The organism is Georgenia satyanarayanai, from assembly GCF_009193135.1.
In the GTDB taxonomy this organism is placed as follows: Bacteria; Actinomycetota; Actinomycetes; order Actinomycetales; family Actinomycetaceae; genus Oceanitalea; species Oceanitalea satyanarayanai.
Genome location: NZ_VUKC01000010.1, coordinates 1 through 21,810 on the forward strand (window position 1 = coordinate 1; position 21,810 = coordinate 21,810).

Consider the following 21,810-nt stretch of genomic DNA (forward strand, 5'->3'; position numbering starts at 1 on the left):
TGGCCGAGGTGCGGATCGGCGTCGAGGTCGAGACGAAGGGCACGGCGCACTGCCACGAGGTCGTCACGGCCCTGCAAGAGGCGGGCTACGGCGTCCTGGTCCGGTCCGCCGAGTAGACGCGGGGGCGGGGGGGGGGGGGGGGCGGAGGGCCCCCCCCCCCCCGCGCCCCCCCCCCCCCCGCCGCCCCCCCCGGGCCCCCCCCCCCCCCCCCCCCCCCCCCACCTCGGGGGGGCGGGTGGGGGGGGCGGGTGGGTCAGGGGGGGGAGGGGCGCAGGGAGCGCTGGGCCTCGAGGATGTGGGCGGACCAGCCGGCGGTGCGGCCGCAGATGATGAGCGCGTTGAAGAGCCGGGCCTCGAAGCCGATGTGGTCGAGCAGGAGCGCGCCCCAGAAGTGGACGTCGGCGGTGGCGGGCCGCCCCGTGGTCTCGGCGAGGAGCTCGCGCCCGGCCTCCTCGATGGCCCGGCCCGCGGAGTAGAGGCGCACACCGAGCCGGCGGCACACCTCCCGCAGCAGGGCGGCACGCGAGTCCTCGTGCCGCGGCCCCAGCCCGGGCACCATGGCGTGCTCCCGCAACGCGTCGGTGACGGCGGTCGTGGGCGCCAGGCCGTCGTGCACCCGCTCCGCCACGCGGCGTGCCCGCGCGGCGGCGCCCGCCTCCAGCGGGCCGCTGACGCCGGAGACGGCTCCGGCGAGGCACGCGCCGACGTCCGCCCCCGTGCGCGCGGCGGTGATGGCGATCCGGGTCGAAGGGGAGTCGGGGCCGTCCTCCGCGACCACCGTCCACAGGGCGTCCAGCGCGCGTGCGTGGTCGGGCTCGGCGTGGCCGCTCCACCGGATGAGGAAGCGCTCGGCCGACGAGCGGCCCTGCTCGACCTCCCGCTGCGGGACCATCGCGAGGTCCGACCCGCGGGCCGACTGGGCGACGAAGGACAGGGCGAGGACGGACGCGCGGGCGAGGTCCTCGCGGGCGCGCTTGGGCGTGATGTCGAGCAGGGGACGGAACCCCCACACGGGCGCGAGCTGGGCGATGGCGCTCTGGACGTCCACCCGGGTGTCTCCCGTGCGCACGGGCAGCGGGAAGGGTTCCGCCGGTGGTAGCGCGGGGGACTCCTCGCCGTCGACGAGCAGTCCCCACACCGACTCCAGGTGCCGGTCGAGCAGCCTGGAGAGGGGACGGCCGCGGTAGTGCGGCTCGTCCCCGGCTCCCAGGGAGTAGATCGGCGGGTTCGGCGTGGTCTGCATCACGCCGATCGTAGGGGCTCCGCGGTCAGGTCCGGTCCGTGTCCTCGCCCGCCGGGAGGTCGGCGAGCATCCTGATGAGGAGGGAGCGCAGCTGGGCCGTCTCGCTCGCCGTGAGCGAGCTGCCGATGAGGGCCTCGACCGACTGTGCGTGGTCGAGGGCGGTGAGCGCGTCGCGTCCCTCCTTCGTCAGCGCGACGACGTGCCGCCGGCGGTCCCCGGGGTGCGGGGCCCGGGTGATGTGGCCGCTGGCCTGCAGGCCACGCAGCACCCGGCCGATCGTCTGCTCGGTCACGTGCATGTGCGCCGCGATCTCGCGCTGGGACAGCGAGCCGCGCGCGAGGACGACGAGCACCGGCACCGACGCATGCGTGAGCCCCCACTGGCCCAGGTAGGCGTCCCAGGCGCGCTCGACGCGACGGGCCGCCGCGGACAGCAACCTGCCCGTGGGCCAGGTCTCCGGTGGGGGGAACGCCATGCCGCGCATCCCGGTCGACTCGTCCCCGGTGCCCGCTGAGCTGTCCCGCTCTCGGTCTGTCACGGTGTCCTTCCGGTTGCGCGCAGTGGGCCGTTCGATCATATTGCTAAGCGTGCTTAGTGTTAAGGGTGGCCACCAGGGCCCCAGTCACCGTAAGTCCGGCGGCCGTCGCGGCGCAGTTCTCCGCGCGCTCCTCACGCTCGGCGTCCTTGTCGCCTGGCTCGCCGTCGGCGGGCTGGGCGGCATGGCGCAGGGCTCCCTGTCGGAGGTGCAGACCAACGACCAGGCGGCCTTCCTCCCGTCGAGCGCGGAGTCCACCCGTGCCGACGCGCTCGCCGAGGAGTTCGCGGGCGACCAGCCCCTCCCCGCGCTGCTCGTCGCCACCCCCTCCGGCGGGGGCGCGCTCGCCCCCGAGCAGCTCGCCGCGGCCGAGGAGTTCGCCCAGCAGGTGCCCGAGCTGGAGCTGCCCGACGGCCGGGCCCTCGGTGACGTCCTCGAGGGACCCGTGCCGGTCATCCCCGCCGAGGACGGCGAGGCGCTCCTGCTGCCCGTCTCCATCAACGGCGACAGCGCCGAGGAGAACCTCGGCGACACGGGGGAGCGGACCGGCAACGTCGTCGTCGCCGAGCTGCGCGAGCTCGCGGCGGACACGCTCGCCGGCGCCGACCTCGACACCTGGGTGACGGGTCCCGCCGGCTTCGTCTCCGACCTCGGTGCGGCGTTCGGCGGGATCGACGGCGTCCTGCTCCTCGTCGCGCTCGTCGTCGTGCTCGTCATCCTCGTCATCGTCTACCGCTCCCCGCTGCTGCCCTTCACGGTGCTGCTCACCTCCGTGTTCTCCCTGTGCGCCGCCGCCCTCGTCATCAAGCCGCTCGCCGGGAACGGCACGATCCTCCTCAACGGCCAGAGCCAGGGCATCCTCTCGATCCTCGTCATCGGGGCGGCCACCGACTACTCCCTGCTCCTCGTCGCCCGCTACCGCGAGGAGCTCACCCGCAACGCCGAGCCGCGCCGGGCGATGGCCCGGGCGTGGCGCGCCTCGGTGCCCCCCGTGCTCGCCTCCGCCGGCACCGTCATCGCCGGCCTCCTGTGCCTGCTGCTGTCGGACCTCGGCTCCAACGCGAGCCTCGGCCCGGTCGGCTCGATCGGCATCGCCGCCGCCGTGCTCGGCGCCCTCACCCTGCTGCCGGCGCTGCTCCTCGTCGCGGGAAGCCGCTCCCGCGCGCTGTTCTGGCCGCGCAGGCCGCAGTACCGGCCCGACGCCTCCCCGGCCGCGGAGGACTCCTCGCGCCTGTGGGGCCGCATCGCCGCGGCGGTCGCCCGGCGCCCCCGCGTCATCTGGGGCACGACCGCCGTCGCCCTCCTCGCGCTCGCCGCCTTCCTCCCCACCCTCCAGGCCGAGGGCACCGGGGAGGGGGACGTCTTCCTCAACCCGACCGAGGCGGTCGAGGGCCAGGACGTGCTCGTCGAGCACTTCGACGCCGGCCAGGTCCAGCCGCTCGTCGTCATCACCGCCGAGGAGACCGCCGAGGACGCCGTCGAGGTCATCGAGGGGGTCGAGGGCGTCGCGAGCGCGCAGGTCGTCACCGGTGAGGACGACGCCCCCGTCGTCGTCGACGGACAGGTCGAGATCCAGGCCGCGACGAGCGCGACGTCGGAGAGCCAGGAGGCCACGGTCGTGGCCGGTGACGTCCGCGAGGCGATCCGCGACGTCGACCCCGACGCCCTCGTCGGCGGGGCCGCCGCCCAGCGCCTGGACACCCAGGAGACGGCCGAGCAGGATCTGCGGACCATCGTCCCGCTCGTCCTCGCGGTCATCTTCGTCATGCTCGTCATCCTGCTGCGCGCCATCGTCGCCCCGTTGCTCATCCTCGCCGTCAACGTGCTCTCCTTCGCGGCCACGCTGGGACTGTCGGCGATCTTCTTCAACCACGTCTTCGACTTCCCCGGCGCGGACGCCTCCGTCCCGCTGTTCGGCTTCGTCTTCCTCGTCGCGCTGAGCATCGACTACTCGATCTTCCTCATGACCCGCGTCCGCGAGGAGTCCCTCGAGCACGGCACCCGCGGCGGCGTGCGCCGGGGTCTGACGATGACCGGTGGCGTCATCACCTCCGCCGGCCTCGTGCTGGCGGCCACCTTCGGCGCGCTCGTCGTCATCCCGCTGCTCTTCCTCGTCCAGCTCGCCTTCATCGTCGCCGTCGGCGTCCTCATCGACACCTTCATCGTCCGCAGCCTCCTCGTCTCCGGGCTCGTCTACGACATCGGCCGGACCGTATGGTGGCCCTGGAAGGCCCGCGTGCCCGAGGACGAGGACGACTCGACCGCGGCCGCGACGACGACGGCGGTGGGGAGCAGCGCATGAGGGAGGACCGCTCGGCGCTCGTGCGCCACGTCGCCGTGACCGTCGCCTACGTCGTGTGCGTCGTCGGCTCGCTGATCGGGGTCGGCCTCTTCGGCGGCACCCCGATCGCGGAGGCTGCCGGTGGGGTGCTCGCCGCCGACTCCACGCACCTGGCCCCGGACTCCCCGGCGTTCTCCGTGTGGAGCGTCATCTACGCCGGCCTGGGCCTGTACACGCTGTGGCAGTGGTGGGACCGCGCCGACCGCCGCCGGATCGCGTGGCCCGTCGTCGCCTCGCTCGTCCTCAACGCGGCGTGGATCCTCACCGTGCAGGCCGGCCGGGTGTGGTGGAGCGTCGTCGTCATCGTCGCCCTGCTCGCCGTGCTCGCACTGACCTTCCAGCGGCTGCTCGCGGTCCCGCCGCGCAGCCGGGTGGAGGCGCTGGTCGCGGACGGCACCATGGGGCTCTACCTCGGCTGGGTGAGCGTGGCGACCTGCGCCAACATCGCCGCCGCGCTGCTCGACAGCGGCTTCACCGGCGGTGGCGCCCCCGAGTGGTGGGCGGTCGGCGTGCTCGCGGCCGTCGCCGTCATCGGGACTGCCCTCGCCCTCGTCGGCCGCGGGCGCCTCGCGCCCGCCGCCACCATCGTGTGGGGACTGAGCTGGATCGCCGTGGCCCGCACCTCCGGTGCGCCCGAGTCGACCACCACCGCTGCGACGGCGGTGACGGCCGCCGCCGTCGTCGCCGTCGTCACGATCGTCGTGCGGCTGCGCACGGGACTGGACACACGAGTCGGAAGACAGGAGACCACGACATGACCACCTCGACCGAGGACCTGGTGACGCTGCTGGCCGAGGACGGCACGGCCATCGGCACCGCCCCGCGGCCGACCGTGCACACCACGGAGACACCCCTCCACCTCGCCTTCTCCTGCTACCTCACCGACGCGAGCGGCCGGCTCCTGCTCACCCGCCGCGCGCTGAGCAAGAAGACCTGGCCGGGGGTGTGGACCAACTCCTTCTGCGGGCACCCGCGGCCGGGGGAGGACCTCTCCGAGGCGATCGCCCGCCACGCCCGGCACGAGCTCGGTCTCGAGGTGAGCGACGTGCGTCCCGCGGTCCCCGACTTCCGCTACCGTGCCGTCGACGCGTCCGGCGTCGTCGAGAACGAGATCTGCCCCGTCTTCGTCGCCACGACCACCCAGGAGCCGGAGCCCAACCCGGACGAGGTCGCCGAGCACGCGTGGGTCGACCCCCGCGAGGCCGTGCAGACCGTCGAGGTCGCGCCGTGGGCCCTCAGCCCGTGGATGGTCGCGCAGGTCGAGCGTCTCGTGGCCGCCGGCCACCTGCCGGAGAGCTCCGGATGAGCGCCCCGCCGCGCGAGACGGTGGACACCGCCCCGGTGGAGGCCGCGATCGCCGGCTTCTTCGCCGACGGCTCCCGCCACCTCGCGGGTACGGAGCACGCCCGGCTGTGGGCCGCGCTCCGGGACGCCTCGGACGGCGGCAAGCGGCTGCGGCCCATGCTCTTCCACAGCGTCTACCTCGCCCTGGGCGGTCGGCAGGCCGATGTCGCCGCCCGGGTCGGTGCCGCCCTCGAGCTCCTCCACACCGCGCTCGTCGTCCATGACGACGTCATCGACGGCGACACGGTCCGGCGCGGGCGACCCAACGTCGTCGGCACCTTCGCGGCCGACGCGCGCGAGCGGGGCCACGACGCCGAGCGTGCCGCCCACTACGGCCAGAGCGCGGCGATCCTCGCGGGCGACCTCGCCCTCGCCGGTGCCGTGCGTGCCCTCGCGCTGTGCGGCGCGCCCCCGGCCACCGTCGGGCGGATGCTCGACCTCCTCGACCGCGCCCTCCACCTGAGCGCCGCCGGGGAGCTCACCGACGTACGCCTCAGCCTCGACGGCGAGGCCGACATCCCGGCGGTCATCTCGATGGAGCACCAGAAGACGGCGGTGTACTCCTTCGAGCTGCCCCTCCAGCTGGCCGCCGTCCTCGGCGGGGCGGACGCCGAGCACGAGTCCGCGCTCACCCGCTTCGCCCGCCTCCTCGGCATCGGCTACCAGCTGCGCGACGACCTCGACGGCATGTTCGGGGAGGAGTCGGCCACCGGGAAGAGCACGGTCTCCGACCTCCGCGAGGGCAAGTGCACCCCGCTCATCGCCTTCGCCCGCACGACACCCGCGTGGGCCCACATCCACCCCTACCTCGTCTCCGGCGTGATCGAGGACGCCGACGCCGCCCGGGTGCGCACGCTCCTGGAGGAGTGCGGCGCGCGCGCCTACGTCGAGGGCCTCGCCGCGGACCTCGACCGCGAGGCGCGCGAGGCCGTCGCGCACCTGCCCGAGGCGGCGCTCCTGGACGAGTGGGCCCGCACCGTCGCGCGCGGGGCGAGGGCGGCGTGAGCAGGGTGTCCCGCCGGCCCGCCGCGGCCTCCCGGTACGACGACGTCGCCAGCCGCAGCGCCGCCGTCGTCATCGACACGTACTCGACGTCCTTCGGCTGGGCGTGCCGCCTGCTCGCGCCCGGGGACCGGGAGCACGTGCGCAACATCTACGCGCTCGTGCGGGTGGCGGACGAGATCGTCGACGACCCCGACCAGTCCTGGTCCACCGCCGACCGCGGTGCCATGCTCGACGCGCTCGAGGAGGACACCGGGCAGGCGCTGGGCAGCGGCCGCAGCGCCAACCTCGTCGTCCACGCCTTCGCCCGCACCGCCCGCCGCTACGGGATCGGACCCGAGCTCATCACCCCGTTCTTCGCCTCGATGCGGGCGGACCTGTCCGTCGACGCGCACGACGCGGCCAGCCTCGCCGAGTACGTCCACGGCTCGGCCGAGGTCGTCGGCCTCATGTGCCTGCGCGTGTTCGTCGACGGCGACGACGCCACCTACGAGCGTCTCGCCCCCGGTGCCGGCCGCCTGGGTGCCGCCTTCCAGAAGGTGAACTTCCTGCGCGACCTCGGCCAGGACCACGACGCCCTGGGACGCACGTACTTCCCCGGCCTGGACCCGGCCGCCTTCAGCGACGCGCAGCGCGACGCGCTCCTCGACGACATCGACGCCGACCTCGCCGCCGCCGAGGCCGCGCTGGTGCAGCTGCCCCCGAGCAGCCGCCGCGCCGTGCGGGTGGCCCACGGCCTGTTCAGCGAGCTGTCCCGGCGGCTGCGGGAGACGCCCGCGGCGCAGATCCGGCTGGAGCGGGTGCGGGTCCCCGACCCGGTCAAGGCCCGGATCGTCATGCGCGGGACCCTCACGGGAGGACGTCGATGACCGCCGAGCCCGCGCCCGGCAGGGCCGCTGGCGCCGACGCGCCCACCGCCGTCGTCGTCGGGGGCGGGATCTCCGGGCTCGCGACGGCCGCGCTGCTCGCCCGCGACGGTTTCCGGGTGCAGCTCCTCGAGCAGCGCGAGGAGCTCGGTGGGCGTGCGGGCAGCTGGAGCGCCGCGGGCTTCCGTTTCGACACCGGTCCGTCCTGGTACCTCATGCCCGAGGTCTTCGACCGGTTCTTCGGGCTCCTCGGCAGCTCGAGCGCCGAGCAGCTCGACCTCGTCACCCTCGACCCCGCCTACCGGGTGTTCTACGAGGGCCACACCGAGCCGCTCGACGTGCTGCCGGACCGCGCGGCGAACCTCGCGGCCTTCGAGCGGGTCGAGCCGGGCGCCGGGCAGCGGCTCGACCGGTACCTCGACACGGCGCAGGAGACCTACGACATGGCGCTGCGCCACTTCCTCTACACGAGCTTCACCTCGTGGCGGGACCTGGCCGTGCCGGACGTGGTGCGCCAGGCGCACCGGCTGCTGCCGCTCCTGGGCCGCTCGCTCAAGGCACACGTCGCCGCGAGCTTCACCGACCGCCGGCTGCGCCAGATCCTCGGCTACCCCGCGGTGTTCCTCGGCTCCTCGCCCGACCGCACGCCGAGCATGTATCACCTCATGAGCGCCCTCGACCTCACCGGCGGTGTCCAGTACCCCCAGGGGGGCTTCGCCCGGCTCATCGAGGCGGTCGCGGGCCTGGCCGAGGAGCAGGGGGTCACCGTCCGCACCGGCGCCACGGTCACCGCCGTGACGACGGAGTCGGCGGCGCGCGGCCGGCGCGGTCCGCGCTCCCGCGTGAGCGGGGTCCGCTACCGCGACGCCGCCGGTGGTGAGCACCGGGTGCGTGCCGACGTCGTCGTCGCGGCGGCGGACCTCCACCACGTGGAGACCGAGCTGCTCCCGCCCGCCGTCCGTGAGCGCCCCGCCCGCTGGTGGGAACGCCGCGACCCCGGCCCCGGCGGCGTGCTCGTCTACCTCGGCGTGGACGGCCGCCTGCCCCAGCTGCCCCACCACACCCTGCTCTTCACCGAGGACTGGGACCGCAACTTTCGCGACATCCGCGAGAACCGGGTGCCGCGGCCCGCCTCCGCCTACGTGTGCACGCCCTCACGCACCGACCCGAGCGTCGCGCCCGCCGACGCGGAGAACGTCTTCATCCTCGTCCCGGTCCCGGCCGACCCGTCCATCGGGCGCGGCGGTCTCGACGGCGGCGGGGACCGCGCCGTCGAGGACATCGCCGACGCCGCGATCGACCAGCTCGCCTCGTGGACCGGGATCCCGGACCTGCGGGACCGGATCCGCGTCCGCCGGACGGTGGGGCCGGGGGACTTCGCCGCGGACCTCGGCTCCTGGCGCGGGGGCATGCTCGGCCCGGCGCACACGCTGCGGCAGAGCGCCTTCTTCCGGCCGGGCAACGCCTCGCGGAAGGTGCGCGGCCTGTACTACGCCGGCGCGAGCACCATCCCGGGCATCGGCCTGCCGATGTGCCTCATCAGCGCGGAGATCGTTCGTGACCGGGTACGCGCCGAGATGGCACTGTGGGCCTCGTGATCGCTCTCGCCTACCTCGCGGCGCTGCTCGTCCCGCTCGGCTGCATGGCCCTGCTCGACGCCCGCTTCCGGCTCGTCCTGTGGGCCGACGCCCGCCGCGGCGCGCTCGTCCTCGCCCTCGGCGTCGTGTTCTTCCTCCTGTGGGACGTCGCCGCGATCGCCGCCGGCTTCTACCACCGCGGGGAGAGCGAGGCGATGACCGGCATCATGCTCGCCCCCGAGCTGCCCCTGGAGGAGCTCGTCTTCGTCACCTTCCTCTGCTACCTCACCCTGGTGCTCCACGGCCTGGTCCTCCTGCTCCTGCGCTCGCGCCGGACGACGACGGCGGAGGTGGGCTGAGTGAGCTACGTCCTGCTGGCGGGCCTGTTCCTCGTCCCCGTCCTCGTCACCGCCGTCGTCGCCACCCGGGTGCGGCGGCTCGGCCGGCAGTGGTGGGCGGCGACCGCCCTCTCGCTCGTGGTCCTGCTCGTCCTCACGGTCGTCTTCGACAGCCTCATGATCGCCGCCGACCTCTTCCGCTACGACGACGACCAGCTCACCGGGGTGCGGCTCCTCCTCGCGCCGGTCGAGGACCTCGCCTGGCCGCTCGCCTCGGTGCTGCTCCTGCCCGCGCTGTGGGAGCTGCTGCGCCCCCGCCGGACCGAGGAGGAGCGGGCGTGACCGCGACCGCGACGAGCGCGCTGCGCCAGCTCCTCGGCTCCTCCCGGCCCGTCAGCTGGATCAACACCGCCTACCCCTTCGCGGCGGCCTACCTCATGGCCGGCGGCGGCGTGGACGTCGCGCTCGTCGTCGGGACGCTGTACTTCCTCATCCCCTACAACCTCCTCATGTACGGGGTCAACGACGTCTTCGACTACGAGTCGGACCTGCGCAACCCCCGCAAGGGCAGCATCGAGGGGATCGTCCTCGACCGTCGCTGGCACCGCACGACCATCTGGGCCTCGGTGCTGAGCAACGCGCCCTTCGTCGTCGCCCTCGTCCTTCTCGGCTCGGCGGCATCCACGGCGGTGCTCGCCGTCAGCGTCCTCGCCGTCATCGCGTACTCGGCGCCCGTCCTGCGGTTCAAGGAGCGCCCGGTCCTCGACTCGCTCACCTCGAGCACCCACTTCGTCAGCCCCGCGGTCCTCGGGCTCGTCCTCGCGGGCGGCTCCCCGGAGGGCGCGGCGCTCGCGGCACTCGTCGCCTTCTTCCTCTGGGGCATGGCCTCCCACGCCTTCGGCGCGGTCCAGGACGTCACCGCGGACCGCGAGGCCGGCATCTCCTCCGTCGCGACGTGGCTCGGGGCGGCCCGCACGACCCGCCTGGCCGTCCTGCTGTACGCCGCGGCCGGGGTGGCCGTGCTGTGGACCGGGTGGCCGGGGGCGCTGGCCGCCGTCCTCGTCGTGCCCTACATCGTGTCCGTCGCGCCGTTCTGGTCGCTGCCCGACGCGCGATGCGAGGAGGCCAACGCGGGGTGGCGCCGGTTCATCTGGTTCAACCTCGGCACCGGCTTCCTCGTCACCCAGCTGCTCATCGCCATCGCCTGGACCCGCTGATGCCCGACGTGCACGAGCCGCGCCCCACCACGCCCGCCGGCGTCCTGCTCACCGTCCCCGGGCCCCGTCCCGCACGGGCCGCGGCGCAGGCCGTCGCGGTGCTCGCCGCGCTCAGCGTCCCGGCGGCGCTCGCGGTCGACGTCGTCGCCGCGGCGGTGGCAGCTCTCGTGCTCGGCGGTGTCACGCTCGCCCGGGTGCTCTTCCTGCCCGCCACCCTCCAGGCGCTGCTCGGCGCCGCGCTCGTCGCCGCGGGCTGGGCCAGCGCCGTCGGGATGTACGAGTCGGTGCCCTGGGTCGACGTGCCGGCTCACCTGTTCGTCAACGGGCTCGTCGCCGCGGCGCTCGGGATCGTCATGCTGCGCCGCGGGCTGCTCGCCGACCCGGCCACCCGGGCGGGGCGCGCCGGGGTCGCGCTGACGACGGCGAGCGCGGGCATGACCCTCGGGGTGCTGTGGGAGATCGCCGAGTGGGCCGGGTTCACCTACATCGACGACTCCGTCTACGTGTACTACGGCGACACCATCGGTGACCTCACCGCCGGCGGGGTGGGGTCCGCCGTCGCCGGGGTCCTCGTGGCCCGGTGGGCGCGGTGAGCCCGCTGAGCGTGAGCGTCGTCATCCCGGCGCTCGACGACGCGCCGGCCCTCGCGCGCTGCCTGGGCGCCCTGGGGCGGCAGACGGTGGCGCCGCTGGAGGTCGTCGTCGTCGACAACGGCTCGCGCGACGCGACCGCGGAGGTCGCCCGCCGGCTCGGCGCGCGTGTCGTCACCGAGCCGCGGCGCGGGATCCCCATGGCGGCCGCCGCCGGCTACGACGCCGCCCGCGGTGACCTCATCGCCCGTCTCGACGCCGACTCCCTGCCGGGCCCGGACTGGCTCGAACGCATCACCGCCGCGATGGTCGACCCGCGACGGGACGCCGTCACCGGGGTCGGGAGCTTCTACGAGCTGCCGCGGACCGGCCGGCTCGTGTCCGCCGTCTACCTCGGCGCCTACTACGGGCTGTGCTACCTCGCCCTCGGCCACCACGCGCTGTGGGGCTCGAGCATGGCGGTGCGCCGCTCGAGCTGGCTCGCCGTGCGCGCCGCCGTCCACGACGACGACGCCGAGCTCCACGACGACCTCGACCTCGCCTTCGCGCTCGGGCCGCGCCGGCAGGTGCGGCTGGACCGGTCGATCGTCGTCGGCGTCTCGGCGCGCAGCCTCGTGGGCCTGTCGCAGCTGCGGCGCCGCTTCCGGCGGGCCTTCCGCACGCTGGCCGTCAACTGGCGGGTGGCCCCGCCCTGGACGAGGTGGGCGGTGCGCCTGGGGCTGCCCGCGCGGGGCGGGGCGGCATGAGGGTCTGGTCGGTCCACCCGCGCTACCTCGACCGGCAGGGGCTCGTCGCGTGCTGGCGCGAGACGCTGCTCGCGCAGGCGGTGCTCGCGGGGCGGACCAAGGGCTACCGGGGCCACAGCCAGCTCGTCCGCTTCCGGGCGACGGCGGACCCGGTCGCGACGGTCTGCGCCTACCTCGGGGTGCTCGCCGTCGAGGCCGACGAGCGGGGCTACCGCTTCGACCGCACCCGTATCGACCGCCCTGTCACCCTCGACGCCGTCGCGCGTGTCCCGGTGACCGAGGGGCAGGTCGCCTACGAGTGGGCACACCTGCTCGCGAAGCTGGCCGAGCGCAGCCCGGACCGCCACGCCCTGGTCCGCGACGTCACCGACGTCGCCGTCCACCCCCTCTTCGTCCCCGTCCCCGGCCCGGTGGAGCCGTGGGAGAAGACCTAGCGCCCCACCCACCCCCGGGTGGGTGCCGCGACGGCTGCGGTGACCTCGGCCCCGGGACGGCCACGGGCTCGAGCGGCTCGGCCTATCCTCGGGGGAAGGAGCGAGAGATGGGCAGCAACGTATGAGTGACCTGATCGACACCACCGAGATGTACCTCAAGACGGTCTACGAGCTGGAGGAGGAGGGCGTGGTGCCCATGCGGGCACGCATCGCCGAGCGCCTCGGCCACTCCGGCCCGACGGTGTCCCAGACGGTCGCCCGCATGGAGCGCGACGGGCTGCTCCACCTCGAGGAGGCCCGCCGCATCCGCCTGTCCGACCGCGGGCACGAGCGGGCCACCCAGGTCATGCGCAAGCACCGCCTCGCCGAGCGGCTGCTCACCGACGTCATCGGCCTGGACTGGGAGTACGTCCACGAGGAGGCGTGCCGCTGGGAGCACGTCATGAGCGAGCAGGTCGAGCACCGCCTCGTCGCGCTCCTCGACCACCCCCACCACGACCCGTACGGCAACCCCATCCCCGGTCTCGCCGAGCTCGGCGAGCACAGCCTGGCGCCCGTCGACCCGCCGCTGCAGCCGCTGGCCGCCGTCGTCGACGGCCAGGACACCGAGGTGGTCCTGCGGCGCATCGGCGAGCCGCTCCAGGTGGACGTCGAGCTGCTCGCCCGCTTCTCCGAGGCCGGGGTGCGTCCCGGCTCCCGGCTCAACGTGCAGCGCGGCGCCGGCTTCGTCTCCCTCCAGGCCGACGGCTCCGAGCTCGTCCTCGACGTCGCCGTGGACGTCACGCGACACCTCTTCGTCGACGCCTGAAAACCGCGGAAGTCCGCGGTTCTCCCTGCCCCACAGGTGTGAGTCGCGACACGCCGGTCACATCCGTCGTAACCGGAACGTGACAATTGGCGAGGCGCTCAGGTAGTGTCCGACTCGCTCCTCACGCCCTCCAGTGAAGAGCCCATGGACGGAGCCCAACCCTGCCGCCGCCCGTGGTCCCAAGAATGTCCGTCGGCAGGGGCGGGGGAACCAGGTAGTGGCGGTCGGCTCCGGTCGGCCCCTAGGGGTGAAGCCCGTCCGAGAGGGCGGGCCGGGTGAACTCCCACCCGAACCCGACAGCTCACCTCGTCGGCAACACAGGAGAGGCAGTTCGTGACCGTCACTACGCCTGGGCGCCACCGTGCAGCGTGCCGTCCCACCACCCCACTCACCGCGCTCGGCCAGGCCGTCGCCGGCCCGGCAGCCCGCCGTGGCATGCTCGTCGCCGCGTCCTCGGGTCTCGCGCTCACCATGGCGGCCAGCACCGCCGTCGCCGCGCCGGAGGGTTCCTCCCTCCCGCAGGTCGACGTCTCGGCCCTCTCGAGCCAGGCGCGCACGGCCCTGACGGTCAACCCGACCGTCTCCGTGCCCGCCGACGTCGAGTTCGCCGTCGCGGACGTGGCCGTGGCGGCGACGCCGCCGAAGACCACCCTCGCCGAGGACTCCGACCCGATCGCCGAGCACATCGCCGCGGAGGAGGCCGCCGCGGAGGCTGCCGCCGCCGCCGAGGCGCAGGCCCTGGCCGCCGCGCGCTCGACCGAGACGGCGTCCCGCAGCGGTGCGACCGCGTCTGCGTCCTCGTCCTCGTCCTCCTCCGCCGCTGTCGCGGAGGAGAGCGTCACCCAGGCCGCCCCCGCGCCGGCCGCCTCGGGCAACGCCATCGTCGACATCGCCTTCCGCTACGTCGGCACCCCGTACGTGTGGGGCGGCTCCAGCCCGTCCGGCTTCGACTGCTCCGGCTTCACCTGGTACGTCTTCCAGCAGGCCGGCATCAGCATCCCGCGCGGCTCCAGCGCGCAGGCCGGCGCCGGGACCGTCGTCTCGGCCTCCGAGGCGCGACCCGGTGACCTCGTGTGGTGGCCCGGCCACATCGGGATCTACCTGGGCGACGGCCAGCACATCGCCGCCCGCAACCCCTCCAAGCCCCTGCAGGCCGGTCCGATCTCGCACGTCGGCCGCGGCGCCCCCACCTTCATCCGGGTGGGCTGAGCCCCCAGCACGGCTGCCCCGACGGGCCCGCACCGAACCCGGTGCGGGCCCGTCGTCGTCCCCGCCCGAAGCGCCGCCCCCGCCGCGCGCGAGAGAGCACAATGGGGGCAACGACTCCCGACCTGGAGGGTGAGATGCCCCGCGAGAACGTCGTCATCGTCGGTGTGGACGGTTCCGAGACGAGCACAGCAGCCCTCGACTGGGCCGCTGCCGAGGCCCGCCGGCTCGGGTGGCGTCTCCACGTCGTGTGCGCCTACGCGGTCCCCGCGTTCACCGTCGCCTCCCTCGACGGCGGCTTCGCGGCCGTCGACGACTCGGCGATCCAGGCCGGCGCGCAGGCGGTCCTCGACGAGGCCCTCGAGCGGGTCGGTGACGGACTCGACGTCACGTCCGCCCTCGAGCTCGGCGACCCGACCGGCGTGCTCGTCGAGCTCTCCCGGCAGGCGGGTCTCGCCGTCGTCGGCACACGGGGTGGTGGCGGTTTCGCCGACCGGCTCCTCGGCAACGTCTCCTCCTCGCTGCCCGCGCACGCCCACTGCCCCACCGTCGTCGTGCCCCGCACCCCCGAGGGGCAGTCCGGCTTCACGCCGGTGCGCCGGATGGTCGTGGGCGTCGACGGCTCGGAGTCGGCGACCATCGCGGTGCGTCGCGCCGTCGACGAGGCCGTCCTGTGGGACGCCCACCTCACCGCCGTCGCCGCGGTCCCGATCGGCGGCGGCTCAGGATCCCTCGCCTGGCTGCCCGCCGCCGTCGACCGTGAGGACGTCCTCGCCGACGTCAAGGTCGGCCTGAACGTCGCCGTCGAGCGGGCCGTCGAGGGCCGCGAGGTGCGCATCAGCCAGCACGCCCTGGACGGCAACGCGGCCGCCCTCCTCGCCGAGTTCTCGACGGCGGTCGACCTCGTCGTCGTCGGCTCCCGGGGCCGCGGCGGCTTCGCGGGACTGCTCATGGGCTCCACGAGCCAGGCCGTGCTCCACCACGCCGTGTGCCCGGTCATGGTCGTGCCCGCCCGCTCCGCCCGCGAGGAGGCCGGCCCGGCAGACGTGCCCTGGCGCAGCCGCTGACGTGTCGAGGGTCACGCGCGCCCTCGCTGCCGCGCCCTCGGGCGTGCTTAGGCTCTAAGCACACCCGACACGAAAGGGGCTGCCGTGCGGCCATCCCGCCACGCCACGCCTCGGCACTTCCTCATGTGCCGACCGACGCACTTCACCGTGAGCTACGAGATCAACCCGTGGATGCACCCCACCGTGCCGACCGACACGGACCTGGCGGTCGCCCAGTGGCAGGAGCTCCACGACACCTACGTCCGGCTCGGGCACCGCATCGAGCTCATCGACCCGATCGAGGGGCTGCCGGACATGGTCTACGCCGCCAACGGCGGGCTGGTGAGCGACGGGGTCATGTACACCGCGAAGTTCACCTACCCCCAGCGCATGCCCGAGGGCCCCGCCTACGCGCGGTGGTTCGCCGACCACGGCTACCGGGTGCACGAGGCGACCGAGACGAACGAGGGGGAGGGTGACATCCTCACCGTCGGTGACTACGTCCTCGCCGGTACGGGCTTCCGCACCTCCACCGCCTCGCACACCGAGCTGCAGGAGGTCGTCGGCAAGCCGGTCATCACCCTGCGCCTGGTCGACCCGCGGTTCTACCACCTCGACACCGCCCTCATGGTCCTGTCGGACACGGAGATCGCCTACTACCCCGAGGCCTTCAGCGAGGGCAGCCGCCGGGTGCTCGAGCGGCTCTTCCCCGACGCCGTCGTCGCGACCGAGGCCGACGCCGTCGTCCTCGGGCTCAACGGCGTGAGCGACGGCCGCCACGTCGTCCACAACCCGCGCGCGACCGACCTCGCCGCGGCCCTGTCCGAGCGCGGCTTCGAGCCCATCGGCATCGACACCTCCGAGCTGCTCAAGGGCGGCGGCGGGGCCAAGTGCTGCACGCTGGAGATCCGCGCCTGAGCTGTCGCGCCCGTCAGCCCGGCCAGCCTGCCTGACGGGCGCGCTCGAGCCACCCGAGGTCGACCGGGGACGCCGGCGCGTCCGCGACGACGTCGAGCACGCGCCGGGCGTCCTCCGTCACCGCGTCGACGACGCCGTCCCACAGGTCGCCGAGCACCGAGCGGGCCTCCTCGGCGGCGGACAGGAGGAACCCACGCGCCGCCTCGATCGCGGCGAGGGTCTGCGCCGTGCCGTCGGCGTGCTCGCGCAGGGCCAGGGCGACGTCGTCGACCCGGTCGGCGGCGCGCGTCGTCGTCTCCGCGTGGTCGAGCAGCGCCGCCTGGTACTCCTCGGCGGCGGCGGAGCGCCAGCCGCTCGTCTCGCGCAGGGCGACGAGGTCCGCACCCAGCTCGCGGGCCTGCCCGGCGACGTCGTCCATCTGCCCGGCGAGCAGGCGCAGCTCCTCCGGTGCCTCAGCCAGTCCCACGGTGCTCCTTCCGGTCGGTCACGGCCGCCAGCCGGGATCGGCGGCCGGCGGCCCGTAGCGCTCGTAGAGGCCGGTCGGGCCGGCCCCCTGGTGGGTGAAGCCGAGGTCGCGGGCGTCGAGGACGGCGCCACCCGGCGCGGTGAGGACCGTGCTCACGTCGGTGGGGACGAAGGCGGCGGTGTCCCAGCCGGCGTGCACGAGCCGGTCGAGCACGGCCAGCTGCTCGGCGGGGTCCGTGGTGGACGTCGCCGCGTCGATCACCACCTGCTGCCCCCACGTCGCCCCGGAACGGACCTGGACCTCCGCCGACGTCACGGCGTCCAGGGCGCTGAGCGCGGCGGTGAGCCGGTCGCTCTCGGCCGCGAGGTCCGGGGCGGGGGAGGCGGGCGCCGCCGTGTCCGCGCCGCCGCCGGAGCAGGCCGGCACGAGCGTGAGGAGCCCGAGCGCGCAGCAGGCCAGCAGCCGCCTCACCGGTGCTCCTGCCTGACGTCGTACTGGAAGACCTGCGCCTGACCGTCGCGCACCTGCGCGAACTGCTCGTCCAGCCCCCGCAGCGCGAGGGCGAGGGCGGGGTCCTCGGCGGCCCGGGCGCTGATGAGCGCCGCGGTGTCGGCGTAGACACCGCCGCCGTGGGCGGAGATCGGCGACCCCGCGGTCACGCCGTCCGCGCCGTCGACGTCCCGCGTGACGGTGGTCCAGCCCGGCGCACCGGGGTTGGGGCTGCCGTCGAGGCGGGGGACCGGGTCCTGGGTGTGCTCGATGGACAGGACGGCGACGTCGTCGGGGATGTCCATGCCGGCGACCGGTGAGCCACCGGTGACGACCTGCGTGACGTGCAGGCCGTTGCCCCGGTCGGCCGCGAGCGCGGCGGCGACGATCCCGCCCTGGCTGTGGCCCGCGAGGGTGACCGGCTGCGCCTGCACCTGCGCGAGGGGGACGCCGTGCTGGGCGGCGACCTCGCTCATCGACTGGTGCAGCGCCTCGAGCACGGCCGCCTCCATCGCGGTGTCGTAGCCCGCCATGAGGTGGAGGTTGGTCGCGAGGTTGGAAGGGTTGGTGCCGGACTCCGGTGCCCAGTCCTGGGTGCCCGGGATCTCGACGATCCAGCTGTGGCCGCCCGCGCCGTCGGGCACGGCGGTGACCCGCACCTCCGAGGCCTCACCGTCACCGAGCCGGCCGATGTTGCCGAAGAGGGCGGCAAGGCTGTCGGCGGCGGTGCCGTCCGGCGCCCGGTCCGGGGTGACGACCGGCGTGCCGTCGGCGAGGAGTCCGAGCAGGCCACCGGCACCGATGACGCCCGCCACCACCTGCTCGTAACTCAGCGGCACCGGCGGGAACGTCCACGGCGTGAGTGCGCCGAGGACGAGCGGCACCTCGGTACCGAGCACCCACGGCAGCCCGGCGACGATCGAGTCGGTCACCCACGGCTCGTCGTAGAGCCCGCCGAGCACCGTGTCGAGCGGGTCCTCGCCCACCTCCTCGACCCACGTGGCGAAGGCGTCCGGGGTGAGCGCGTCGGCCACGTCCGCCGGCAGCGCGTCGAGGAGCAGGGAGGACAGCGCGATCCCCCCGGCGGCGAGCAGGCCGACGTTGAGGACGACGACGCCCGTCACGCCCCGGCCCAGCTCGGCCAGCCGCGCGAGGGCGGCGTCGGTCTCCTCGTAGACGGTCGCCGAGCCGCGCAGGAAGACCGCGGCAGCCTCGTACTCGAGGGCGACCCACGCGAGCCCCTCCGGCGGCAGCTGCGCCCGGGCGACCTCGGCGAGCACCCGCCCACCGGTCACCGGGGAGAGCACCTGGGAGGACAGGACGGCGTCGTGGACGGCGACGGCGGCCACGCGGAGGGCGAGCTCACGGGCGGCGTCGCCCTTGGCGTCCAGGACGTCGGCGGTCGCGCGCATGTCCTCCACGCGCGCGAGGATGCCCGCCGCGCCCCCGGTGACCGTGAGGGTCACAGCACCTCCTCGGCGTGGAGGAGGCCGGTCAGCGCGGTGAGCAGACCGTTGCGCACGCGCAGCAGGTCGGTGTGGCGCAGGGTGACGCCGTGGGTCGTCGCGTCCACCAGCTCGACGACGTCGGCCGCCGTCCACAGCCACACGCCGTGGAAGGCGAGGGCGCCGTCGTCGTGACGGCGGGCCGCGCTCACGCACGCGCCCCCGGTGAGCTCGGTGGAGACGGCGCCGAGCACCGCCAGCGCGGAGGCCGGCAGGCCCGCGAGGTGGAGGGCGACGTCCTCCCGGCCCAGGCGCAGGGCGTGGGCGATGGCGGCGGACTCGGGCCAGCCGACACGGATGGGGGAGCGGTCGGCGGGCCGGCCGCCCGCGTGGTGGGGCAGCGCGCGCATGACCTGTGCCAGCAGCCCCCCGGCCGCGGACAGGGAGACCTCGACGACGGGCTCCTGCTCGAGCACCGTCTCCCCGCCCGGGGTGCGCACCCGGCGGCGACGGCGGGCGAGGGCGGCGGTGCGCCCCGAGCTCCACGCGACGGCCTCGTTGACGACGACGTCCCCCGACCAGGAGGAGACGTCGACGCGGACGTCGGACTCGAGCAGCATGAGCATCCCGAGCACGGCCGACGGCGTGAGCCCGGTGACGTCGTCCAGCGCGGGAGTGTGGGTGGCCAGGCCCCGCAACTGGAGGCTCGCCCAGGCCCGCGCGCGCTCGTCGGGGGTGAGCGGCTCGTCCGGGTCGAGCCCGAAGGCCTCGGGGGCGAAGCCGGCGGGCGTCACCCCGCCGGGCACGCGGGAGAGGAGGGCGCGGCGCAGCACCGTCCACTCGGCCACGTCGAGACGGAAGTGGACCACCCGGCTGCGGCCCTGGCGCCCCTGCTGGATCGTCTGCGCGGACATCGTGCTCCCCTCGCGCGCCGGGTCGAGCCGCCGGCGCCTCACGCCCATCCTCACGGGCCGGAGGGTGGCTGACCATGGGGAGAAGTGCCCATCGTCGCCGCCACAGGGATGATCCGCGCCGCGCGTGGTCCTGCGAAGGGCGGAGCCCGCGAGTCTCACCCCGTGGCGTCGGCGGCGGCTGTCGTCCCGTGTGCTGGGACGGGTGAGGGGGGCGCGGGTCAGGCTGCCCGCGGCGTGGTTAGCATCGTCGGGACCCATCCAGAGCAGCCGAGAGACCTGGCTCGTCGACGCTGCAGCAACCCGGCCCACGGGTGCTCCCGCCAGGACCGATGGAGGAGCCATGACGACGTCCACCACCCGCCCCGCCTGTCCCGGGCCCGGCGGGTACCCGGAGCCGGACCCCACGTGGGGCAGTGCGACCCGAGCCGTGCACGCCGGGCACGAGCGCACCGGCTTCGACGAGACCTCCGAGGCCCTCTTCCTCACGCAGGGCTTCGTCTACGCGGCCGCGGCCGACGCCGAGGCCGCCTTCGAGGGGGAGACCGACCGCTTCACCTACAGCCGCTACGAGAACCCCACGGTGCGCACCTTCGAGGAGCGGCTGCGGGCTCTCGAGGGGGCCGAGGCCTGCGCCGCCACGGCCACCGGCATGTCGGCGGTCTTCTCCACGCTCGCGGCGCTCGTGCGCAGCGGCTCGCGGGTGGTGGTGGGCCGCGCCGTGTTCGGCTCGACGATCACGCTCCTCGAGGACATCCTCGGCGGCTGGGGCGTGGTCACCGACTACGTCGACGCGCACGACCTCGAGGACTGGCGCCGGGCCCTGGCCACCCCGGCCGACGTCGTCCTGTTCGAGACGCCGTCCAACCCGATGCAGGACATCGTCGACGTCGCCGGGGTGAGCGCCCTCGCCCACGCGGCGGGCGCCGTCGTCGTCGTCGACAACGTCTTCGCCACCCCGGTCCTGCAGCGCACGCTGCCCCAGGGAGCCGACGTCGTCGTGTACTCGGCGACCAAGCACATCGACGGCCAGGGACGGACGATGGGCGGCGCCGTCCTCGGCAGCCGCGAGTTCGTCGAGGGGCCGCTGCGGCTGGTGCTGCGCAACACCGGCCCGTCCCTGAGCCCCTTCAACGCGTGGGTGCTGCTCAAGGGTCTGGAGACGCTGCCGCTGCGGGTGCGCGCCCAGAGCGACGCGGCCCTGGAGCTGGCGCGGTGGCTCGAGACGCTGCCCCGGGTGGGCCGCGTGCGCCACCCCTTCCTCGACTCCCACCCGCAGGCGGCGCTCGCCCGCGCGCAGATGAGCGGCGGGGGCAGCGTCGTCACCTTCGACGTCGCCGTCGGGGACCGGCCGGCTACCCGTGAGGAGACCTTCGCCTTCCTCGACGCCCTGCGCCTGGTCCTCATCTCGAACAACCTCGGCGACGCGAAGTCGATGGTCACCCACCCGGCGACGACGACCCACCGGCGGCTCGGCCCCGACGGCCGCGCCCGCGTGGGCATCAGCGACGCGACGGTGCGGCTGTCGGTGGGGCTGGAGGAGCCGGCGGACCTGCGCGCGGACCTCGCCCAGGCGCTCGCCGCCGTCCCGGCGGGCTGACTCGCGCCGCCCCTCCTCGGTCCACGCTGCTGATCCTGCTGCACGCTGCGGACATGTCGGCAGCGCGGAGCAGGATCAGCCGCGCGGTCCGCGGGTGGGCCCGGTGTCAGCCGGAGCGCCGGCGGCGCTCGCGCCGGACCGACCGGTGGATGCGCCACAGCGCCAGGGCGGTCATCGCCTCGAGGGACGGACGCAGCAGCGCCGCGGTGAGGCGGCGGGGGAGCGGCCCGCGGAGGTGGACGCCCTCCTCGACCCAGTCGACGACGGCACGCGAGGGACCGTCGGGCCGCACCGTGATGGTGACCTCCCCGAGCAGCAGCGGCCCGGTCTTGACCAGGCGCAGCTCCCGGGGGGCGTCGGCGTGGGTGACGCGCATCCGGTCGACGAGCACGAGCGCCGAGCGACCCACGACGTCGTCACCGGCCCGCAACGCCCGGGCGGGGGCGTCGACGCGGGTGAGCGGGATCCAGCGGCCGTGGTGCCGCACGGCGGTGACGACGGCGTAGGCCCAGTCCTGCGGGAGGTCGAGCGTGCGGCTGGCCATGCGCCCGAGCCTATGTGCGTACGGCCGTGCTCGCCGAGTACGCTGGGCCCGCCCCGCCTCCGTAGCTCAGGGGATAGAGCACCGCTCTCCTAAAGCGGGTGTCGGCAGTTCGAATCTGCCCGGAGGCACCGAAGACGACCCCGT

Annotated in this window: 24 protein-coding genes, 1 tRNA gene and 1 riboswitch; of the genes, 18 read left to right on the plus strand and 7 right to left on the minus strand. The window is 74.9% G+C overall.

All coding sequences use genetic code 11. The features are described from left to right. Positions 1–253: 253 nt before the first annotated feature. Both GD632_RS11330 and GD632_RS11335 read right to left on the minus strand, forming a co-directional pair. Positions 254–1,243 (minus strand): citrate/2-methylcitrate synthase, encoded by a 990-nt coding sequence (locus GD632_RS11330; RefSeq protein ID WP_152192211.1) that lies wholly within the window; start codon positions 1,241–1,243, stop codon positions 254–256. A 25-nt stretch (positions 1,244–1,268) separates the two neighbouring features. Continuing rightward, positions 1,269–1,781, minus strand: a complete 513-nt coding sequence (locus tag GD632_RS11335) for a MarR family winged helix-turn-helix transcriptional regulator (protein ID WP_226924818.1) — start codon at positions 1,779–1,781, stop codon at positions 1,269–1,271. A gap of 49 nt (positions 1,782–1,830) precedes the next feature. Here GD632_RS11335 and GD632_RS11340 point away from each other — a divergent pair, with 49 nt between their 5' ends. The 16 genes from GD632_RS11340 to ddaH all read left to right on the plus strand — a co-directional run bounded on the left by GD632_RS11340 (position 1,831) and on the right by ddaH (position 16,211). Then, complete coding sequence (locus GD632_RS11340; RefSeq protein WP_226924819.1) at positions 1,831–4,080, plus strand: MMPL family transporter; 2,250 nt, start codon at positions 1,831–1,833, stop codon at positions 4,078–4,080. Then, entirely contained in the window at positions 4,077–4,877 is an 801-nt protein-coding gene (locus GD632_RS11345) for a tryptophan-rich sensory protein (protein ID WP_152192218.1), read from the plus strand. Before GD632_RS11340 ends, GD632_RS11345 begins: the two co-directional genes overlap by 4 nt. After that, entirely contained in the window at positions 4,874–5,425 is a 552-nt protein-coding gene (gene idi, locus GD632_RS11350) for an isopentenyl-diphosphate Delta-isomerase (RefSeq protein WP_152192220.1), read from the plus strand. The genes GD632_RS11345 and idi overlap by 4 nt, the downstream gene beginning before the upstream one ends. Beyond that, positions 5,422–6,468 (plus strand): polyprenyl synthetase family protein, encoded by a 1,047-nt coding sequence (locus tag GD632_RS11355; RefSeq protein WP_152192222.1) that lies wholly within the window; start codon positions 5,422–5,424, stop codon positions 6,466–6,468. Before idi ends, GD632_RS11355 begins: the two co-directional genes overlap by 4 nt. Next, complete coding sequence (locus GD632_RS11360) at positions 6,465–7,334, plus strand: phytoene/squalene synthase family protein (protein WP_152192224.1); 870 nt, start codon at positions 6,465–6,467, stop codon at positions 7,332–7,334. Before GD632_RS11355 ends, GD632_RS11360 begins: the two co-directional genes overlap by 4 nt. After that, complete coding sequence (crtI, locus tag GD632_RS11365; protein WP_152192227.1) at positions 7,331–8,929, plus strand: phytoene desaturase family protein; 1,599 nt, start codon at positions 7,331–7,333, stop codon at positions 8,927–8,929. The genes GD632_RS11360 and crtI overlap by 4 nt, the downstream gene beginning before the upstream one ends. Further along, positions 8,926–9,267, plus strand: coding sequence for a lycopene cyclase domain-containing protein (locus tag GD632_RS11370; protein WP_405002536.1), 342 nt, complete (start codon positions 8,926–8,928; stop codon positions 9,265–9,267). The genes crtI and GD632_RS11370 overlap by 4 nt, the downstream gene beginning before the upstream one ends. After that, the gene (locus tag GD632_RS11375) at positions 9,268–9,588 is read left to right on the plus strand and encodes a lycopene cyclase domain-containing protein (protein ID WP_152192229.1); all 321 of its coding nucleotides are present in this window, start codon (positions 9,268–9,270) and stop codon (positions 9,586–9,588) included. It abuts the gene before it with no gap. Beyond that, positions 9,585–10,463: a prenyltransferase gene (locus GD632_RS11380; protein ID WP_152192232.1), complete on the plus strand. Its 879-nt coding sequence runs from the start codon at positions 9,585–9,587 to the stop codon at positions 10,461–10,463. The genes GD632_RS11375 and GD632_RS11380 overlap by 4 nt, the downstream gene beginning before the upstream one ends. Beyond that, on the plus strand, positions 10,463–11,056 hold the full coding sequence (locus GD632_RS11385; protein WP_152192234.1) for a hypothetical protein: 594 nt from the start codon (positions 10,463–10,465) through the stop codon (positions 11,054–11,056). The genes GD632_RS11380 and GD632_RS11385 overlap by 1 nt, the downstream gene beginning before the upstream one ends. Next, positions 11,053–11,799 carry a glycosyltransferase family 2 protein gene (locus GD632_RS11390; RefSeq protein ID WP_226924820.1) on the plus strand — a complete coding sequence of 249 codons (747 nt, stop codon included), beginning with the start codon at positions 11,053–11,055 and terminating at the stop codon, positions 11,797–11,799. The genes GD632_RS11385 and GD632_RS11390 overlap by 4 nt, the downstream gene beginning before the upstream one ends. Further along, positions 11,796–12,233 carry a pyrimidine dimer DNA glycosylase/endonuclease V gene (locus GD632_RS11395; RefSeq protein WP_152192236.1) on the plus strand — a complete coding sequence of 146 codons (438 nt, stop codon included), beginning with the start codon at positions 11,796–11,798 and terminating at the stop codon, positions 12,231–12,233. Before GD632_RS11390 ends, GD632_RS11395 begins: the two co-directional genes overlap by 4 nt. 121 nt (positions 12,234–12,354) lie before the next feature. Beyond that, complete coding sequence (locus GD632_RS11400) at positions 12,355–13,041, plus strand: metal-dependent transcriptional regulator (protein ID WP_152192238.1); 687 nt, start codon at positions 12,355–12,357, stop codon at positions 13,039–13,041. Between the two features lie 176 nt (positions 13,042–13,217). After that, a riboswitch (cyclic di-AMP (ydaO/yuaA leader) is annotated at positions 13,218–13,372 on the plus strand. Between the two features lie 2 nt (positions 13,373–13,374). Further along, positions 13,375–14,250 carry a C40 family peptidase gene (locus GD632_RS11405; protein ID WP_226924821.1) on the plus strand — a complete coding sequence of 292 codons (876 nt, stop codon included), beginning with the start codon at positions 13,375–13,377 and terminating at the stop codon, positions 14,248–14,250. A gap of 134 nt (positions 14,251–14,384) precedes the next feature. Further along, positions 14,385–15,314, plus strand: coding sequence for a universal stress protein (locus GD632_RS11410; RefSeq protein ID WP_152192241.1), 930 nt, complete (start codon positions 14,385–14,387; stop codon positions 15,312–15,314). Between the two features lie 84 nt (positions 15,315–15,398). Continuing rightward, positions 15,399–16,211 (plus strand): dimethylargininase, encoded by an 813-nt coding sequence (gene ddaH, locus GD632_RS11415; RefSeq protein WP_405002537.1) that lies wholly within the window; start codon positions 15,399–15,401, stop codon positions 16,209–16,211. 13 nt (positions 16,212–16,224) lie between these two features. Here ddaH and GD632_RS11420 read toward each other — a convergent pair whose 3' ends face one another. The 4 genes from GD632_RS11420 to GD632_RS11435 are packed head-to-tail and all read right to left on the minus strand — an operon-like array spanning position 16,225 to position 19,567. After that, positions 16,225–16,677: a hypothetical protein gene (locus GD632_RS11420; RefSeq protein WP_152192243.1), complete on the minus strand. Its 453-nt coding sequence runs from the start codon at positions 16,675–16,677 to the stop codon at positions 16,225–16,227. Between the two features lie 18 nt (positions 16,678–16,695). Then, positions 16,696–17,148, minus strand: a complete 453-nt coding sequence (locus tag GD632_RS11425) for a hypothetical protein (protein ID WP_152192246.1) — start codon at positions 17,146–17,148, stop codon at positions 16,696–16,698. Continuing rightward, complete coding sequence (locus GD632_RS11430; RefSeq protein WP_152192248.1) at positions 17,145–18,632, minus strand: lipase family protein; 1,488 nt, start codon at positions 18,630–18,632, stop codon at positions 17,145–17,147. Before GD632_RS11430 ends, GD632_RS11425 begins: the two co-directional genes overlap by 4 nt. Continuing rightward, positions 18,629–19,567: a type 2 periplasmic-binding domain-containing protein gene (locus GD632_RS11435; protein WP_152192250.1), complete on the minus strand. Its 939-nt coding sequence runs from the start codon at positions 19,565–19,567 to the stop codon at positions 18,629–18,631. The genes GD632_RS11430 and GD632_RS11435 overlap by 4 nt, the downstream gene beginning before the upstream one ends. 298 nt (positions 19,568–19,865) lie before the next feature. Between GD632_RS11435 and GD632_RS11440 the strand changes: the two genes are divergently transcribed. Beyond that, positions 19,866–21,122 (plus strand): O-succinylhomoserine sulfhydrylase, encoded by a 1,257-nt coding sequence (locus GD632_RS11440; RefSeq protein ID WP_152192253.1) that lies wholly within the window; start codon positions 19,866–19,868, stop codon positions 21,120–21,122. A 106-nt stretch (positions 21,123–21,228) separates the two neighbouring features. Here the strand turns inward: GD632_RS11440 and GD632_RS11445 are convergent, their stop codons facing one another. Continuing rightward, positions 21,229–21,666: an SRPBCC family protein gene (locus GD632_RS11445; protein ID WP_152192255.1), complete on the minus strand. Its 438-nt coding sequence runs from the start codon at positions 21,664–21,666 to the stop codon at positions 21,229–21,231. A gap of 55 nt (positions 21,667–21,721) precedes the next feature. Here GD632_RS11445 and GD632_RS11450 point away from each other — a divergent pair. Further along, positions 21,722–21,794: transfer RNA gene (locus GD632_RS11450), tRNA-Arg, on the plus strand. The last annotated feature ends 16 nt before the right edge of the window (positions 21,795–21,810 follow it).